This window comes from Borborobacter xinjiangensis, assembly GCF_047739745.1.
Lineage (GTDB): Bacteria > Pseudomonadota > Alphaproteobacteria > Rhizobiales > Rhizobiaceae > Pseudaminobacter.
This window is the reverse complement of sequence record NZ_JBLLVA010000008.1, coordinates 18,537-33,892: the sequence shown is the minus strand read 5'-3', so window position 1 is coordinate 33,892 and position 15,356 is coordinate 18,537. Positions and strand designations below refer to the sequence as shown.

The window sequence follows — 15,356 nt, the reverse complement described above, 5'->3', positions numbered from 1 at the left end:
TTGACAGCCGGGGCGAATGCCATCATGCGGTGACAGGAAGGAGTAAGCAGATGCACGACAAGTACGACGTCGTTGTCGTGGGGGGCGGCCACGCCGGGTGCGAAGCAGCCGCGGCATCCGCTCGCATGCGTGCTAGAACGGCGCTGGTCACTCTGCGCGCTGACACGATCGGCGTCATGTCATGCAACCCGGCCATCGGCGGCTTAGGCAAGGGGCATCTTGTTCGCGAGATCGATGCTTTGGACGGTTTGATGGGCAGGGTCGCCGATGCCGCCGGTATACAATTTCGGCTGCTGAACCGCCGCAAAGGCCCGGCAGTCAGAGGACCGCGTACACAGGCCGATCGCGGTCTCTATCGAGCCGCCATGCAAGCTGAACTCCAGGCCATCGATGCTCTTGATATCGTTGAAGCCGAGGTTTTCGATCTCGAGATTGTCGAGGGACGTGTCGAGGCTGTTGTTCTCGCTGATGGGAGGAAGCTTCGGTGCGGAGCCGTCGTTTTGACCACGGGAACCTTTCTGCGTGGGTTGATCCACATCGGCCAGAGAAGCTTTCCGGCAGGCCGCATGCATGAGAGTGCCACGACAGGCCTATCCGCCACTCTAGCCAATGCTGGTTTTCGGCTGGGTCGTCTGAAAACCGGAACGCCGCCCCGACTTGACGGACGAACGATCGACTGGTCAGGGCTGGATATGCAGTCGGCCGATGCGGAGCCGGAGCCGTTCTCGCTGATGACTGATTTCATCCGAAACCGGCAGATCGACTGTGGCATCACAAGGACAACAGCAGGAACCCATGAGCTGATCAGAAAGAATCTCAATAGATCGGCGATGTATTCCGGCAATATTGAGGGCATCGGACCACGTTATTGCCCGTCGATCGAAGACAAGATCGTGAAATTTGGTGACCGCGATGGGCACCAGATCTTTTTGGAACCTGAGGGGCTGGAAGACCCTACTGTTTATCCGAACGGCATTTCCACATCGCTGCCTGAAGATGTTCAGCTTGATCTGCTTAAAACCATTCCGGGTCTTGAGCGCGCTGCCATGCTTCAGCCGGGCTACGCTATTGAATATGACCATATTGATCCGCGCGAACTTGAGCAGACGCTCGAAACCACACGCATTCAGGGCCTCTTTCTGGCTGGACAGATCAACGGAACGACCGGCTATGAGGAAGCGGCGGCACAAGGCCTTGTGGCAGGCTTGAACGCAGCCCGCAGAGCCGGTGGTGGGCAAGGCATCCGCTTTAGCCGCACCGAAGCCTATATCGGGGTAATGATTGACGATCTGACCAGCCGCGGCGTCGCCGAGCCTTATCGGATGTTCACTTCCCGGGCCGAATTTCGGTTGTCGCTGCGCGCGGACAATGCAGATAGCCGGCTTACGCCGAAGGCGATCGAATTAAGGATCGTGTCGCAGGCGCGGCAGGCTCGCTTTGGCGAGATGAGTGAGCGGATGAGCGAGGCGCGTGAGTTGACACGTGCACTTACCATTACCCCGAACGAGGCTCGACAGCACGGACTTGTCGTCAATATGGATGGCGTCCGTCGCTCGGCTTATGACATGTTGTCCTATCCTGACATTGATGTGGCACGGCTGAAAGCAGTTTGGCCCCAGCTCGGCATGCTTGATGCACGAACGGCAGAGGCGATCGAGATCGAAGCGCGGTATGCGGTTTATCTTGAAAGACAAAGCAGCGATGCGGTCCGCATCCGCCGCGAGGAGGAACTGGCCATTCCTGACGCTCTAAATTTCGATCATGTTCCGGGATTGTCCAACGAGTTGAAGCAGAAGATGCTGGAGCGCCGGCCGCGTACGATCGCCGAAGCGCAGCGGATAGACGGTATGACGCCGGCGGCGATGGCGGTCATCATTGCTCACATTCGTCACTCTGAGAGTTATCCGCAGCAGGGCGCGGCGTGACATCTGGTTCTATTGATAGCCTGACGGCCGTGGGCGCGATGGTTTCACGTGAAACATATGCGCGGCTGGTCGAGTTCGAGCAGGTTTTCCTGCGCTGGGCGCAGCGCATTAATCTTTCCGCGCCGTCTACTCTGAAGGAGGTCTGGAGCCGCCATATACTCGATAGTGGTCAGCTTGCCTCGCTGGATGGAGGGGCGATGCGCTGGGTCGATCTGGGTTCGGGCGGCGGTTTTCCCGGATTGGTCATCGCCTTCCTGCTAATGGACCGCCCAGGTTCGCGGATCGAGCTGATCGAGAGCAATCGCAAGAAAGCCGCCTTCTTGCAGGCGGTCGTCGGCCAATTCGGGCTGCCTTGCCGGGTTCATGCGCAGCGCGTCGAACAATGCTACACTGTGATTCGCGATGCGGAGATCATAACCGCCAGGGCGCTAGCGCCCTTGCCGCTGTTGCTGGGCCTCGCTGCCCCCTGGCTGACCAATGGAGCAAAGGGCCTCTTTCACAAAGGCCGGGATTACCGGCGTGAACTCGAAGAAAGCGCTCAACTGTGGCGATTCGAGCTGGTAGAACATGAAAGTAAGATCGACCGGGAAGGTATCATCCTCGAAATTCGTAATTTGAATGCGGTGTAGTCGAGCGGCGCCGATCAGTCGAATAGGTTCATCACAAGAAGCGTGAGCATGAAAAGCGGCCCCCGTATCATCACTGTCGCGAACCAGAAGGGCGGCGTTGGCAAGACGACGACGGCAATCAACCTGGCCACAGCGCTTGCCGCGATCGGCGAGCAGGTGCTTATCGTCGATCTCGATCCTCAGGGAAATGCCAGCACCGGTGTCGGCATCGATAGGCATGAGCGTACGATTTCGTCCTACGACGTCCTTACCGGTGTCAGGGCCTTGGAAGACGCGGCAATGCAGACGGCGGTGCCCGGACTGTCGATCGTGCCATCGACGCTGGACCTTCTCGGCGTGGAGATGGAGATTGCGGGAGCACCGGACCGGGCTGTGAGGTTGCGCAATGCGGTACGCGCGTCTTCCGCTCGGGCAAGCCGGTTCTCCTACGTGCTGATCGATTGCCCCCCGTCGCTCAATCTTTTGACTTTGAACTCGATGGCCGCGGCGGACTCAGTTCTTGTTCCGCTGCAATGCGAATTCTTTGCGCTTGAGGGACTCAGCCAGTTACTTGAAACCGTGGAGCAGGTTCGGCAGTCCATCAACCCTCATCTGACCATCCAGGGCATCGTTCTCACCATGTATGATGGTCGTAACAACCTTGCCAATCAGGTGGTTGAAGACGTTCGCGCATATATGGGCGCAAAGGTCTACGAAACCGTGATTCCGAGGAACGTGCGAGTCTCGGAGGCGCCGTCGCACGGCAAGCCTGCGATTCTCTACGACCTCAAATGTTCGGGCAGCCAGGCTTATCTGCAACTGGCGTCCGAAGTCATTCGCCAGGAGCGCAAGCTGCGCGCCGCCTGATCAGTATTTCTGAGGAACGCTTTGGACGTCATATGAACGAAGATCTCTCAAAACGACGCCTGGGTCGGGGTCTTGCGGCGCTGATCGGCGAAATGGACAAGCCCGACGCGCCGTCCCAAGCGCCGGTGTCGTCCGACAGGCACGTGCCGATCGAATTCATCTCGCCGAATCCGAAAAATCCGCGCCGGAATTTTGGCGATGCGGAGCTCACGGATCTGGCGCAGTCGATCCGCGAGCATGGCGTCGTCCAGCCAGTGGTGGTGCGACCGGCCGGTCAAAATGGTCACTATGAGATTATCGCAGGCGAGCGGCGTTGGCGCGCATCGCAGCGGGCTGGACTGACGGAAATTCCAGTCATCGTGCGCGACGTCAACGATCGCACGGCGCTTGAATTGGCCATCATCGAAAACGTTCAGCGCAGCGATCTCAATCCGGTCGAGGAGGCGCTCGGCTATCAGCAGCTGATTGAGGAGCACAGCTATACCCAGGCCGATCTTGGCCAGGTGATCGGCAAGAGCCGCAGTCATGTGGCCAATACGCTGCGGCTGCTCAAATTGCCGGAGGTGATACGCGACATGCTGGTCGACGGTGCCTTGTCGGCAGGACATGCCCGCACGCTGGTCAGCGCGGCGGATCCCGCAGGCTTGGCGAAGCGCATTGTCGAGGAGGGCCTTTCGGTGCGGCAGGCGGAAGTTCTGTCGCAGCTTCCGCCTGAACGTGTGAATGAAGCCAAGACTTCGGCTCCGGTAGAAAAGGATGCCGACACGCTTGCGCTGGAGAAGTTGCTATCCGATGTCACCGGCATGAAGGTGGGCATCACGCATCGCGGCTCGGGCGGAGAAATCCGAATCGCCTATCGATCGCTCGAACAACTCGATGAGCTCTGCCGCCGTTTGCAGCATTGATTAGCCGGCAATGGGATGGAGAGCCGGCTAATTTACCCTCTTCGCTGCTTCAGACGCGACGCTTCCAAAGCTATTCCCAGCAAAGCCTGGCGAGCGATGGCGACCGACAAGTTCGGTCTGCGGCGTGTTTGCAGAACGGCTTCCTGAAGCCGGGTCAGGCATCTGGCCAGCGTATTGCCGTCCCAGCGCTTCAGCGCGTTTTCCATGAGCGTCCGCCGCGAAAAGAAGATCGGCGGCCGCGCCGAGGCGACCGCTGCGGATGCCGTGCGCCCGCCTTCCTCCATTGCGCCGCGCATGAGCTGTATTGCCTGGAATTGCCGCATGGCGGCAGCGAGCAGCAGGAACGGCGGGCCGCCTGACTGCGTGTGGCGAGCAAAGATAGAGTCGAATTCATCGACCCTGCCTTCCAGAACCGCGTCGATCGCGTCGTCATAAGAGAGGCCTGACGCATCGCCGATTGCCGCCTTTACATCGTCAAGCTCAATCTGCTTGCGACCCATTGCATAGAGCACGAGCTTGCGAATTTCACCACGGGAGGCGAGCCGATCGCCGCCGAGATTACGGCGCAGGACCTGGCGCGCCTCCAGCGTGAGCGACATGCCGGCACTTTGCAATTCCTCGTCTATAACCGAATCGATCCCTTTCGCCTCGTCGGCATAGCAGGGCAGGGCCATGCCCCATTCGCTGGTTTCGACCGCGCTTCGAAGGGCGGCGCCCTTTTTAAGATCGCCGGCTTCGATCAGGATTGTCGCGTCGCGGGGCGGTTCGGCACAAAGCACCTTCACATCATCGGAGAGGGCCTTTTGACCGGCAGCATTTCGAACCCAGAGGAGGCGGCGCGTCGAAAACATCGGCACGGTCCTTGCTTCATCGAGTAAGCGGCCCGCATCCTTCTCGAGCTCGGAGCCGTCGAGGCGAGCGACCGAAAACGGATCATCGAGCGGCAAGTCTGTTTTTGCTGCGAATGCGCGGGCACGTTCGGCAACCAGACCGCGATCCGGGCCGTAAATAAGCACTATCGCCGCCTGCGTACTTGGCCGCGCAAGCCACGAATCGACCTCATGTGCCTTCTTCTGTGCCATCGCTGTCGGTTAGCACGGCCGTTGACGGCAATGAATAGAAATCAGCCACGTAAGACGTAACGGGTGCGGCCAGCCCTTGCGGAGCTTCGTCACTCTCGATTCGAACGGGCTTTGAGCCTGTGGGTTTTACAGGCGGGCCCTTGTGCTGCGTGGCGTTGCCAGCAGCAGGTTGGTTTCGCTGCCGGTGATCCCCGGAATCAGCCGGATGCGCCGCAGCACTGCATCGAAATCGCTCAGCGTTGCGGCGCTGAGTTCGGCCACCAGATCCCATCTTCCATTGGTGGTGTGGATCGCCGAGACCTCTGCCAGCCCGCCAAGCGCGCGCACCACGCGGTCGGCGGCATGTCCCTCGATGTCTATCATCATGATGCCGCGGATAGACTGCTGGTCGGCGGCGTCAGTTCGCAGGATAACGGTGTAGCCGATGATATCCCCGCTGCGTTCCAGGCGCTCCATGCGCGCGCGAACGGTTGCTCGCGAAACCCCAAGATCGCCGGCAAGGTCGGAAATGCTGCGTCTGGCGTCATGGCGCAGTAATTTAATGAGATTTTCGTCGAGAGAGTCCAATCGATTTACCAAAACGGCAATTGCTCTGCTCAGTATGATAAGCATCGATGCGGTAATTGCCAATCCTCACTGTTCATATCGCCGGAGAATTGGCCTTCATTAGCGAAGGGTTTCCTGGAGATAGCGGAATGCACTGCCGGATTGTTGGCGCACCAGTTCAGGATGGTGCCGGTCGCATGGGATGCGAGATGGGGCCGAGCGCACTCAGGACCGCCGGTCTCGTCGCAGCACTTGTCGAACTGGGCCATGAGGTCACGGATCTCGGCGCTGTTTCGGCAACACCGACGCCGGTTCGCGCACACAGCAATCCTGCAGTTAAGTCGCTACCGGAAATCTCGGCATGGACAGCGGCGATAGCCGACGCTGCCTATGCGGCAAGTGCCGATGCGATGCCGATCTTTCTCGGCGGCGACCACAGCATTTCGGCCGGGACAGTTTCAGGCGTGGCCCGCCGCGCCGCCGAAACTGGCCGCCCGCTTTTTGTTCTTTGGCTCGATGCCCATCCCGATTTCCACACGCTCGACACCACAGTCACTGGCCATCTGCACGGCGTGCCGCTTGCCTATGCCAGCGGGCAACCCGGCTTTGAACCCTATTTTCCGCCGCTCGCCGCCGCAGTGGAACCGGAGCGCATCTGCACGCTCGGCCTGCGCAGCGTGGACGCCGCCGAGCGTGCGGCGCTGACCCGCGCCGGCGTGACGGTTCACGACATGCGGGCAATCGATGAGCACGGCATCGCGCCTCTGCTGCGCGCCTTTCTGGAACGCGTCGCTGCTGTGAACGGAATGCTGCATGTGAGCCTCGATGTGGATTTTCTTGACCCGTCCATCGCGCCGGCGGTCGGCACCACTGTTCCGGGCGGTGCGACCGTGCGCGAAGCGCATCTGGCGATGGAGATGCTTTCCGACAGCGGGCTGGTGACCAGCCTCGACCTTGTCGAGCTCAATCCGTTTCTCGACGAGCGCGGCCGTACTGCAACGTTGATGGTCGATCTGACCGCAAGCCTCATGGGCCGCCGCATCATGGATCGTCCGACAAGGAGCTACTGATCATCATGGACGCAAGACTCAATATCGTTCCGTTCGTCAGCGTCGATCACATGATGAAGCTGGTGCTTGCCATCGGCGTCGAACGCTTCCTGACCGAGCTCGCCGCCTATATCGAAGAGGATTTCCGCCGTTGGGAGCTGTTCGACAAGGCGCCGCGGGTCGCCTCGCACAGCGCCGAAGGCGTGATCGAGCTTATGCCGACCAGCGACGGAAAGCTCTACGGCTTCAAATATGTCAACGGCCATCCCAAGAACACGCGAGAAGGCCGGCAGACGGTGACAGCGTTCGGCGTGATCGCCGATGTCGGCAGCGGCTATCCGATGTTGCTCACCGAAATGACCATACTCACCGCATTGCGCACCGCGGCAACCTCGGCAGTCGCGGCGAAATACCTTGCGCCGAAGGGGGCCGACACGATGGCCATCATCGGCAATGGCGCGCAGTCGGAATTCCAGGCGATCGCCTTCAAGGCGCTGCTCGGGGTGAACCGGTTGCGGCTCTATGACATAGACCCCGCGGCGACACGCAAATGTGCGAGGAATCTCGCCAACAAAGGTTTCGACATCACCGCGTGCACTTCAGGCCAGGAAGCGGTCGAGGGCGCGCAGATCGTCACCACCGTCACCGCCGACAAGCAATATGCGACGATCCTGACAGACAATATGGTCGGTGCCGGCGTTCACATAAATGCGGTCGGCGGCGACTGCCCCGGCAAGACCGAGCTGCACCGCGATATACTGACCCGCTCCGGCATTTTCGTCGAGTATACGCCCCAAACTCGTATCGAAGGCGAAATCCAGCAGCTCGACCCCGATTATCCCGTCACCGAACTCTGGCAGGTGATGACCGGAAATGCGCCGGGACGCAGCGACAGCGGGCAGATAACGCTGTTCGATTCCGTCGGCTTTGCCATCGAGGATTTTTCCGCACTACGCTATGTCCGCGACCAGCTTCGACATACCGGGCTGTACGAGGAGCTCGACCTGCTTGCCGATCCGGATGAGCCGCGCGACCTGTTCGGCATGCTGCTGCGGGCGGCTGCAAAGGAAGGCGCCGCGACCGCGGGTGGATAGCGGCGGCTTAAAACAGGCGGAAGCGGCTCGACGATTGTTGGGTAGCATCTTCCGGCTCCACGCCCGGATCGTCGGGCAGGCGGATTGGCCCGTTGTCTTCCTCACCCGGCTTTTCCACGTCCGGTGGAGGCGTAGCTGCGGCGGCGGCCGTGTCAGCTTCCGCAGCCGGCTGCGACTTGCCGCCGGTCTGGCCGTCCGCATTGGCGATGGGCTCGCTGCCGGCGGGAGGGGTTTCGGTCGCCGCCGGTGCGACATCGATGATCTTGTCTTCGTCGTGGGCGATGATCTCGGGCGGGGCGATCGCGGGCTTGGTGTCGGCCGCTGAAAAATCCTCCTGCTCGATCAAGGGTGCTAGTTTCTCGACCGGCACGCGCCATTCGAAGGCGTCCAATTTGCCGGTGACGGGCGAGGCGGGAGCCCAGTGCTCGGATACGACGCCATCGGCCACCCAGGCCGGATCGCGCGGTGCCCGCACCGCCTTGGCCAGAAGCTGCCGCACTCGGCCCTGGTCGCCGGTTTCGGCTTCCTCGATATCCGCCAGCAGCAGATAAGCACCTTCGCGCGGCTGCATGCGGATGGCGGCTTCCGCTTCGGCGCGGGCGGCTCTGTAGTCGCCGGCGTCGAGCGCGGCACGTGCGACGGCAAGGGACGATTCGGCATGGTTCTGCCGCAGCGACTGAAGCTTGCGCGCCCGCGCGACGCGATCGAGAACGGCGTCTCCTGGACGGGCATGGACGTAGAGAGCTGCAATTTCGGGGTGCGGCTCGGCTTTCCAGGCTGCTTCCAGCAGCTTCGAGCCCTTGCGTATGTCGTCTTGCCGGAAAAGCGTTCTGGCGGCGATCAATGCCGCCGGCGTAAAGTCCGGTTGAAGACGATTTGCCTCGACGGCGGCGAGTTTCGCGTTCGGCAGGTCGACATCGAGAAGCGACATCGCCTTGGCGGTCAAAAGCACCGCGCGACGGCGGTTTGCGGCCGCCGGCTCGATCTGACGGGTCGACTTCTGTGCGTTGACGAGTTGCAAGGCCGCATCCCATTCGCCACGCTCCACCTTCTCTTCGATGGTGGAATCCGAGGCCCAGTTAAGCTGCGGGGCGATCTCGGCCGCGCGGCCGGCAAAGTGCCGTGCGACGGCCTTGTCGCCGAGACGCTCGGCTTCGAGGAAAAGTCCTCGCAGGCCGAGCAGCCGCATTTCAGGATCATCGAGCATCGACTCGAATTTGCGGCGCGCCGTTTCGTGATCGCCTTCGAGCAAGGAGGCCTGTGCGTCGAGCAGCTGGATCAACGGCTCCTGGTCGGAGCGGATGAGCTTCGCCTGCTTGTTCATCTTGCGCGCCAGCGCTGCGTCGCCGGCACCGGCCGCTATCATGCCGGTCGACAGCGCTTGATAGCCGCGATCACGGCGGCGAACACGGAAATAGCGCGCGATCGTATAAGGGCTGTTCCAGATTGCCTTGGCCAGCCACCAGACGAGCATGAGGGCGGCGACAATGGCGGTGACGGCGACCGCCGCGACCATCAGGCTGACTTCATACTGATAGCCGCCGAAGGTCACCACCATGTCGCCGGGACGGTCGGCGAGCCAGGCAAAGCCCAGGCCGAGAGCAAAGACGACAGCTAGAAAAATCAGGATGCGGATCATTGGCCTGCCCCTCGCCTCATGACTTCATCGCGTCGGCGATTGCCTGATCGACGAGCTTCTTCACTTCCAGCCGCGCGCGCATCTTCCCGGCAAATTCACTGCCCGCCGCCCGCACCGTTTCCGGGAGGCTGTCATATTCGGCCAGCGCCTCTTCGAGGTTTCCGGCCTTTGCCGCAAGTTCCATGCGCGCGGCGGTTTCCGGCACGCCGGTTCCTTCCACAGCGCCGATAGGCCGAACGGTGACCAGCGATTCAGCACTGGTCAAAAGCCGGTCGAAGAAGCCGGCCTGCTCGTCCACCGGCCGCGAGGCGGCGATCATCGCCTTCACCGCGGCATCGCTTTCGGCGAGGATATCGTCGAGGGAGGGCACACCCTCTTCGGCATAGGGGCGAAGGGCGGCGATTTCCGGCGCATCGGGCGCGATCGCCGCGAACGTCTCCAATTCAGCCTGAAACGGACCGCCGCGCTCCGTCGCCGATTTCAAGGCGGAAACGGCAATCGCAAGCGCGATCTTTGGCTGGGCGGCCTGCGCTTCGACCGTCTTCGACATGGAATTGAGCGATTGCTCGAGTGCGGCAACGCGGCTGTTGGCCGCCGTCATGGCGTCGCTCGCCGTCTTGGCCAAGGCCTCGGCCTCAGCAATCCGTTCGTTGATAGCGCCGATGTCGGCGGCTTCGGTCTGATTGTTCTGCTGACGCAGCGCCGCGATCGACTTTTCGATCTCGTCTATGCGGCCATTCAGCGCCTCGTTGCCACCGGCGTCGCCGCTGTCGGCAGATGAAAGGGCCTGTTGCAGGCCAGCGAGATCAGTTTTCACCTGCTCGACCGATTGGCCGAGCGCATCGACGCGGCCCGTCAATCCGGCATCGCTGCCGCCGGCATTGTCCCTGAGCGTCACGAGGTCCTGCCGCATTTGCGCGACTTCAGCCTGGACGGGCTCTAGTGCCGACGTGCCGTTAGAGCCGGCTGTCGGCAGAATTCCGGCGAACTGCAACGCGCCGGCACCGGCGAGCGCGACCAGCCCACCGGCTAGGCCGGCGGCAAGCATCGAAAGACCGCTAGGTCGCGAATCGGCCTTCCTCGCAGTCTCCTCGGGGCGCGTCACTGGTTGAGGCTCGCCGCCGCTGCTGTTGTTTGCCGCGCTGTCTGCTGAAAAATCATAGCCGGAGGGCTCGGGCTGTTCCGATCCGGATTCCGTCTTGGCGGTGGAGGTTTCGGTGGCGATATCCTCGGGTGAGGCTGCGTCCGACGTCGCTGTCCGGTCGAAGTCGGCTTGCTCCTCGGTGTCGGCCTCCGTGCGTGCTTCGGTGCCCGAAACGCGTGAAACCGCACCTGGCTCCAAGTCGATCGTCACCGGGTCCCGATGTGGTTTCGAGTGCCGCATCTTCGGCGTCTTGACCATGTGAGAACTCCGCGTTGCCTGCTAGTGGGTGGGACCATGAACCCCTATCACACCAGCATGATGTGAAAAGGGGCCGGGTGATGGCGGGGCGTCACAAGACCTCGATCAGCCGTGCCAGCAGATCGTCCTCCGTCGGCTTCGAGGCCGTGAAAATCCTGGACCTGGAGCCGCCGCTCAAAGCTGCGGCGATCCTTGGCGAAAGGCAGAAATAGCGCGCGCTTTCGAAAAGGGAATGCCGGAGCGGGTCGGCAAGCAGGTTTGAAAACCCTTCGGCTGCCTTCGCCGAATAGAGCAGCACGGCATCTATCGTGCCGCCGTCCAGCGCCGCATCCAGTTCGTCGGGCATGTATTTTACCGGCCGCGTGTCGTATGTCTCGATAACGGAAATCTTTATGCCGCCTCCGGCAAGGCGGTCCTCGAACCCGTCCCGCCGCACTCGGCCAGCAAGATAAACGACATTTGCAATATCCGGTTCGCCAAGGAGCATGTCGGCAAGGCTTGCCGCATCGCCATGCCCTTCGACAATCGCTGCAAACCCCATCTCTCGCGCGACAGCCGCCGTCTTTGCGCCAACCGCAAAGCAACGATGACAGGCGAGCGATGCGATCAGATCGGCGGGAGCATGTCGAAGCGCGTTAACGCTGGTCGCCGCGACCGCATCGATCTGTCCGGTAGGAAAAATACCAACCGGCAACGGCACTGTCCGTGAAAGCGGCAGGATGACGGGCGAAAATCCGGCTTCCTCCAACCGCCGTGCGGTTTTCGACGCGCCGGGCTCCGGGCGCGTCACCAGCACCCGAGCGCCGGCCATTCTCAGCCCCATGCCTCGAAGAAGCGGGTGCCGGCCTGCTGGCGCAGATATTCGCCTGCGGCGCGCCCGATGGCGGCGGCCTCGGCGGTTGTGCCCTCCCGCCGCACCTCATGCGCTTCGCTGCCGTCGAGCGACAGAATCAGCCCGTAGAATGTGAGACGGTCGCCCTCCACCTGTGCATGGCCGGCGATGGGTGTGCGGCAAGAGCCGTCGAGCACGCGCAGGAAGGCTCGTTCGCAGGCAAGGGCGTGGCCGGTCGGGGCATGGTGGATCGGCGCCAGCAGGCGGTCCACATTCGCATCGCCTATCCGGCTTTCAATGCCGATTGCACCCTGGCCGGGGGCCGGTGGAAATCTGTCCAGCGGCATCAGGTCGGTGATGATGTGGGTAAGGTTGAGGCGGCGCAGGCCGGCATTGGCCAGGATTGTGCCATCGGCGATTTTATCGTCGAGCTTGCGCAGACGCGTCTGCACGTTGCCGCGAAAGATGATGACGTTCAGGTCGGGCCGCATGCGCCGGATCAGCGCCTGTCGACGCAAGGAAGAAGAGCCGACGGTGGCGCCCTGCGGCAGCTCCTCGATGGAGGGGGCAAGCCTGCCGATAAAGGCGTCGCGCGGGTCCTCGCGCGGCAGGAAGGTGGAGGCATGGAGGCCCTCAGGCAGCACTGTCGCCATGTCCTTCGACGAGTGCACCGCGATGTCGATGCGTCCGTCGAACAGCGCGTCTTCCAATTCCTTGGTGAACAGACCCTTGCCGCCGACTTCGGACAGAGGCTTGTCCTGGATCTGGTCGCCGGTGGTGGTGAGCGGCACGATCTCGAACGCGTCTTCGCCAAGCCCGTGCGCCGCCATCAGGCGATCGCGGGTTTCGGTGGCTTGCGCAAGCGCCAGAAGGCTGGCGCGCGTGCCGATTTTCAACGCTTTTGTTTGCATGAGGCTCGGTCCGTGATACCCACCCGGCGATGGGTTATACCCTTTATCCTCCTATCGGGGAAACAACGGTCGGGCAATGCAACGAAATGACGCCATGATCCGCGTGCTCGGGATCGAAACAAGCTGCGACGAGACCGCGGCCAGCGTGGTCGGCCTTCGTCCGGGAGCTGCGCCCGAAATCCTGTCGAATGTCGTGCTGAGCCAGATAGAGGAGCATGCGGCCTTCGGCGGCGTGGTGCCGGAAATTGCCGCGCGCGCTCATGTCGAGGCGCTGGACGGCATCATCGAAGCAGCATTGTCAAATGCCGAGACCGGGCTTGGCGATATCGATGCCATTGCCGCCACTGCCGGGCCGGGGCTCGTCGGCGGGCTGATCGTCGGCCTGATGATGGCGAAGGCCATCGCCTCGGCCGCGGGCAAGCCGCTGATTGCGATCAACCACCTCGAAGGCCATGCGCTGACGGCGCGGCTGACGGACGGCCTGCCGTTTCCCTATCTCCTGCTGCTGGTTTCCGGCGGCCACACCCAGATCGTGCGGGTTGCTGGCGTCGGCGACTATCAGCGCTGGGCCACCACCATTGACGATGCGCTTGGCGAAGCCTTCGACAAGACGGCCAAGATGCTTGGTCTGCCCTATCCGGGCGGACCGAATGTCGAGAAGGCGGCGTCGCGGGGCGATGCGGCGCGCTTCGTCTTTCCGCGCCCGATGAAGGGCGAGGTACGTCCGGACTTTTCGTTTTCCGGATTGAAGACCGCCGTGCGCCAGGCGGCGACAGCCATCGCTCCTCTTGGCGAGCAGGATGTCGCTGACATCTGCGCGTCGTTCCAGACTGCGGTGTCCGATGCGCTTGGCGATCGCGTCGGCCGCGCGCTTACCCGCTTCCACGAGGAGTATCCGGGTGCCGCTGCACCGGCGCTGGTGGTCGCCGGCGGGGTTGCGGCGAATCGCGAGATTCGCGCCACGCTCGAGAGGCTGTGCAGCGAGCGGGGTTTCGCTTTTGTGGCGCCGCCGCACGCGCTTTGCACCGACAATGCGGCGATGATCGCCTGGGCCGGCATCGAGCGGCTGCGCGCCGGCCTCAGCGAGCCTGACGCGATGGATTTCGTGCCGCGCTCGCGCTGGCCGCTGGATGGCATATCGGCGCCGCGTGTCGGTTCGGGACGACGGGGGGCCAAGGCATGACCGACTATCGTGTGACCGTTTTGGGCGGCGGCGCCTGGGGGACGGCGCTTGCGCTCACCATGCGGCGCGCCGGCCACCAAGTGCGGCTGTGGGCGCGTGACGCCGAAACAGTGGCGGCACTCGCCAAGGGTGAAAACCCGCGCTATCTGCCCGGCATTCGGCTGGAGCCGGAGCTTGAAGCGACCACGGATCTCGCAGCCGCCCTGGCAGGGGCAGATTGCGTGCTCGTGGTCACGCCGGCGCAGGTGCTGCGGCAGGTGCTTGGGCAAGCCAAGACCCATATTCCGGATTCCGTTCCGTTGGTGATCTGCGCCAAGGGCATAGAGAGCGACACCGGCACGCTTCTGTCCGAAATCGCCGAGAAGATTGTCGGGCGCAATCCGGTGGCATTCCTGTCCGGCCCGAGTTTCGCGGCCGATGTCGCGCGCGGCCTGCCGACCGCCGTGGTCGTCGCCGCGCGCGAGGAGGCGCGTGCCGCGGAACTTGCGCATCGATTTTCGACCGAGATGTTCCGCTGCTACTCCACCGACGATCTCACCGGCGTCGAAATCGGCGGCGCGCTGAAGAACGTGTTCGCGATTGCCGCCGGCGCCGTCACTGGTGCCGGCCTTGGCGCCAGCGCGCAGGCAGCCATGGTCACACGTGGTTTCGTGGAGCTGCGCCGCATCGGCGCGGCTTTCGGCGCAAGGCCCGAAACGCTGATGGGTCTTTCAGGGCTTGGCGATCTGCTGCTCACCTGCTCGTCCGCCCAGTCGCGCAATTTCGCCTACGGGCTGGCGCTCGGCCGTGGCGAGCCCCTTGCCGGGCGTCCGCTCGCCGAAGGTGTTGCCACTGCGGGCATCGCTTCAAGGATTGCCCGGGAGCGGGGCGTAGACGCGCCGATCATTGTCGCCGTTGCGCAGATCCTGTCGGGCCAGATCACCATCCAGCAAGCGGTGTCGGCGCTGATGTCGCGGCCGCTGCGCCACGAAGCCGAATAACCTAGCCGCCGAGGAGCCATAAGACATGTTGTTTGCCTTCATCTGCAAGGACAAGCCCGATCATCTGCAATTGCGGCTCGACATCCGGCCGGACCACGTCGCCTATCTCAAGGACCTCAACGCCACCGGCACACTTAAATTCGCCGGCCCGTTTCTCGACGACAACGGCAATCCATGCGGCAGTCTCGTGGTGATCGATGCAGCAGACAAGCCGGCCGCGGCGGCGATCGCAGCGGGCGATCCCTATGCGAAGGCTGGCCTGTTCGCGGCTGTCGAGATTCAGCCGTGGAATTGGGTTTTCAACAATCCGGCGAACGGTTGAGGCATGGGCGG

General features: G+C 62.6%; 15 protein-coding genes. 9 read left to right on the top strand and 6 right to left on the bottom strand.

Annotation, left to right across the window (positions count from 1 at the left end; all coding sequences use genetic code 11):
• Positions 1-50: 50 nt before the first annotated feature.
• The 4 genes from mnmG to ACLKMW_RS10960 are packed head-to-tail and all read left to right on the top strand — an operon-like array spanning position 51 to position 4,305.
• Positions 51-1,925 carry a tRNA uridine-5-carboxymethylaminomethyl(34) synthesis enzyme MnmG gene (gene mnmG, locus ACLKMW_RS10975; RefSeq protein WP_415724502.1) on the top strand — a complete coding sequence of 625 codons (1,875 nt, stop codon included), beginning with the start codon at positions 51-53 and terminating at the stop codon, positions 1,923-1,925.
• Positions 1,922-2,554 carry a 16S rRNA (guanine(527)-N(7))-methyltransferase RsmG gene (gene rsmG / locus ACLKMW_RS10970; protein ID WP_415724501.1) on the top strand — a complete coding sequence of 211 codons (633 nt, stop codon included), beginning with the start codon at positions 1,922-1,924 and terminating at the stop codon, positions 2,552-2,554. The genes mnmG and rsmG overlap by 4 nt, the downstream gene beginning before the upstream one ends.
• A 48-nt stretch (positions 2,555-2,602) precedes the next feature.
• Positions 2,603-3,400, top strand: coding sequence for a ParA family protein (locus tag ACLKMW_RS10965; RefSeq protein ID WP_415724500.1), 798 nt, complete (start codon positions 2,603-2,605; stop codon positions 3,398-3,400).
• A 32-nt stretch (positions 3,401-3,432) separates the two neighbouring features.
• A complete protein-coding gene (locus ACLKMW_RS10960; RefSeq protein WP_415724499.1) occupies positions 3,433-4,305 on the top strand; it encodes a ParB/RepB/Spo0J family partition protein in 873 nt (290 codons plus the stop codon).
• A 32-nt stretch (positions 4,306-4,337) separates the two neighbouring features.
• On the opposite strand, the gene holA is transcribed toward ACLKMW_RS10960, so the two are convergent.
• On the bottom strand, positions 4,338-5,387 hold the full coding sequence (gene holA / locus ACLKMW_RS10955; protein ID WP_415724498.1) for a DNA polymerase III subunit delta: 1,050 nt from the start codon (positions 5,385-5,387) through the stop codon (positions 4,338-4,340).
• 126 nt (positions 5,388-5,513) lie between these two features.
• Entirely contained in the window at positions 5,514-5,954 is a 441-nt protein-coding gene (locus ACLKMW_RS10950; RefSeq protein WP_415724497.1) for an Lrp/AsnC family transcriptional regulator, read from the bottom strand.
• 128 nt (positions 5,955-6,082) lie between these two features.
• On the opposite strand from ACLKMW_RS10950, the gene rocF reads away from it, so the two are divergent.
• A complete protein-coding gene (gene rocF / locus ACLKMW_RS10945) occupies positions 6,083-7,003 on the top strand; it encodes an arginase (protein ID WP_415724496.1) in 921 nt (306 codons plus the stop codon).
• Positions 7,004-7,008: 5 nt separating this feature from the next.
• Entirely contained in the window at positions 7,009-8,076 is a 1,068-nt protein-coding gene (locus tag ACLKMW_RS10940) for an ornithine cyclodeaminase (RefSeq protein WP_415724495.1), read from the top strand.
• Between the two features lie 7 nt (positions 8,077-8,083).
• Here the strand turns inward: ACLKMW_RS10940 and ACLKMW_RS10935 are convergent, their stop codons facing one another.
• From ACLKMW_RS10935 to hemC, 4 genes are all read right to left on the bottom strand, one after another.
• On the bottom strand, positions 8,084-9,715 hold the full coding sequence (locus tag ACLKMW_RS10935) for a heme biosynthesis protein HemY (protein WP_415724494.1): 1,632 nt from the start codon (positions 9,713-9,715) through the stop codon (positions 8,084-8,086).
• Positions 9,716-9,731: 16 nt separating this feature from the next.
• Positions 9,732-11,117: a COG4223 family protein gene (locus ACLKMW_RS10930; RefSeq protein ID WP_415724493.1), complete on the bottom strand. Its 1,386-nt coding sequence runs from the start codon at positions 11,115-11,117 to the stop codon at positions 9,732-9,734.
• Positions 11,118-11,208: 91 nt separating this feature from the next.
• Complete coding sequence (locus tag ACLKMW_RS10925; protein ID WP_415724492.1) at positions 11,209-11,928, bottom strand: uroporphyrinogen-III synthase; 720 nt, start codon at positions 11,926-11,928, stop codon at positions 11,209-11,211.
• Positions 11,929-11,930: 2 nt separating this feature from the next.
• Entirely contained in the window at positions 11,931-12,860 is a 930-nt protein-coding gene (gene hemC / locus ACLKMW_RS10920) for a hydroxymethylbilane synthase (protein ID WP_415724491.1), read from the bottom strand.
• A gap of 94 nt (positions 12,861-12,954) precedes the next feature.
• On the opposite strand from hemC, the gene tsaD reads away from it, so the two are divergent.
• From tsaD to ACLKMW_RS10905, 3 genes are read left to right on the top strand one after another with little or no spacing between them, the layout of a single operon-like run.
• A complete protein-coding gene (gene tsaD, locus ACLKMW_RS10915) occupies positions 12,955-14,043 on the top strand; it encodes a tRNA (adenosine(37)-N6)-threonylcarbamoyltransferase complex transferase subunit TsaD (RefSeq protein WP_415724490.1) in 1,089 nt (362 codons plus the stop codon).
• Positions 14,040-15,023 (top strand): NAD(P)H-dependent glycerol-3-phosphate dehydrogenase, encoded by a 984-nt coding sequence (locus ACLKMW_RS10910; protein WP_415724489.1) that lies wholly within the window; start codon positions 14,040-14,042, stop codon positions 15,021-15,023. Before tsaD ends, ACLKMW_RS10910 begins: the two co-directional genes overlap by 4 nt.
• A 25-nt stretch (positions 15,024-15,048) precedes the next feature.
• Positions 15,049-15,345 carry a YciI-like protein gene (locus ACLKMW_RS10905; protein WP_415724488.1) on the top strand — a complete coding sequence of 99 codons (297 nt, stop codon included), beginning with the start codon at positions 15,049-15,051 and terminating at the stop codon, positions 15,343-15,345.
• Positions 15,346-15,356: the final 11 nt, after the last annotated feature.

What these genes read in the sequence shown, in the direction of transcription:
- ACLKMW_RS10930 (WP_415724493.1), bottom strand. Translation starts at nt 11,117, where the DNA reads ATGGTCAAGACGCCGAAGATGCGGCACTCGAAACCACATCGGGACCCG.
- ACLKMW_RS10935 (WP_415724494.1), bottom strand. Translation starts at nt 9,715, where the DNA reads ATGATCCGCATCCTGATTTTTCTAGCTGTCGTCTTTGCTCTCGGCCTG.
- ACLKMW_RS10965 (WP_415724500.1), top strand. Translation starts at nt 2,603, where the DNA reads ATGAAAAGCGGCCCCCGTATCATCACTGTCGCGAACCAGAAGGGCGGC.
- tsaD (WP_415724490.1), top strand. Translation starts at nt 12,955, where the DNA reads ATGATCCGCGTGCTCGGGATCGAAACAAGCTGCGACGAGACCGCGGCC.
- ACLKMW_RS10960 (WP_415724499.1), top strand. Translation starts at nt 3,433, where the DNA reads ATGAACGAAGATCTCTCAAAACGACGCCTGGGTCGGGGTCTTGCGGCG.
- mnmG (WP_415724502.1), top strand. Translation starts at nt 51, where the DNA reads ATGCACGACAAGTACGACGTCGTTGTCGTGGGGGGCGGCCACGCCGGG.
- holA (WP_415724498.1), bottom strand. Translation starts at nt 5,387, where the DNA reads ATGGCACAGAAGAAGGCACATGAGGTCGATTCGTGGCTTGCGCGGCCA.
- ACLKMW_RS10940 (WP_415724495.1), top strand. Translation starts at nt 7,009, where the DNA reads ATGGACGCAAGACTCAATATCGTTCCGTTCGTCAGCGTCGATCACATG.
- ACLKMW_RS10905 (WP_415724488.1), top strand. Translation starts at nt 15,049, where the DNA reads ATGTTGTTTGCCTTCATCTGCAAGGACAAGCCCGATCATCTGCAATTG.
- rocF (WP_415724496.1), top strand. Translation starts at nt 6,083, where the DNA reads ATGCACTGCCGGATTGTTGGCGCACCAGTTCAGGATGGTGCCGGTCGC.
- hemC (WP_415724491.1), bottom strand. Translation starts at nt 12,860, where the DNA reads ATGCAAACAAAAGCGTTGAAAATCGGCACGCGCGCCAGCCTTCTGGCG.
- ACLKMW_RS10925 (WP_415724492.1), bottom strand. Translation starts at nt 11,928, where the DNA reads ATGGCCGGCGCTCGGGTGCTGGTGACGCGCCCGGAGCCCGGCGCGTCG.
- ACLKMW_RS10910 (WP_415724489.1), top strand. Translation starts at nt 14,040, where the DNA reads ATGACCGACTATCGTGTGACCGTTTTGGGCGGCGGCGCCTGGGGGACG.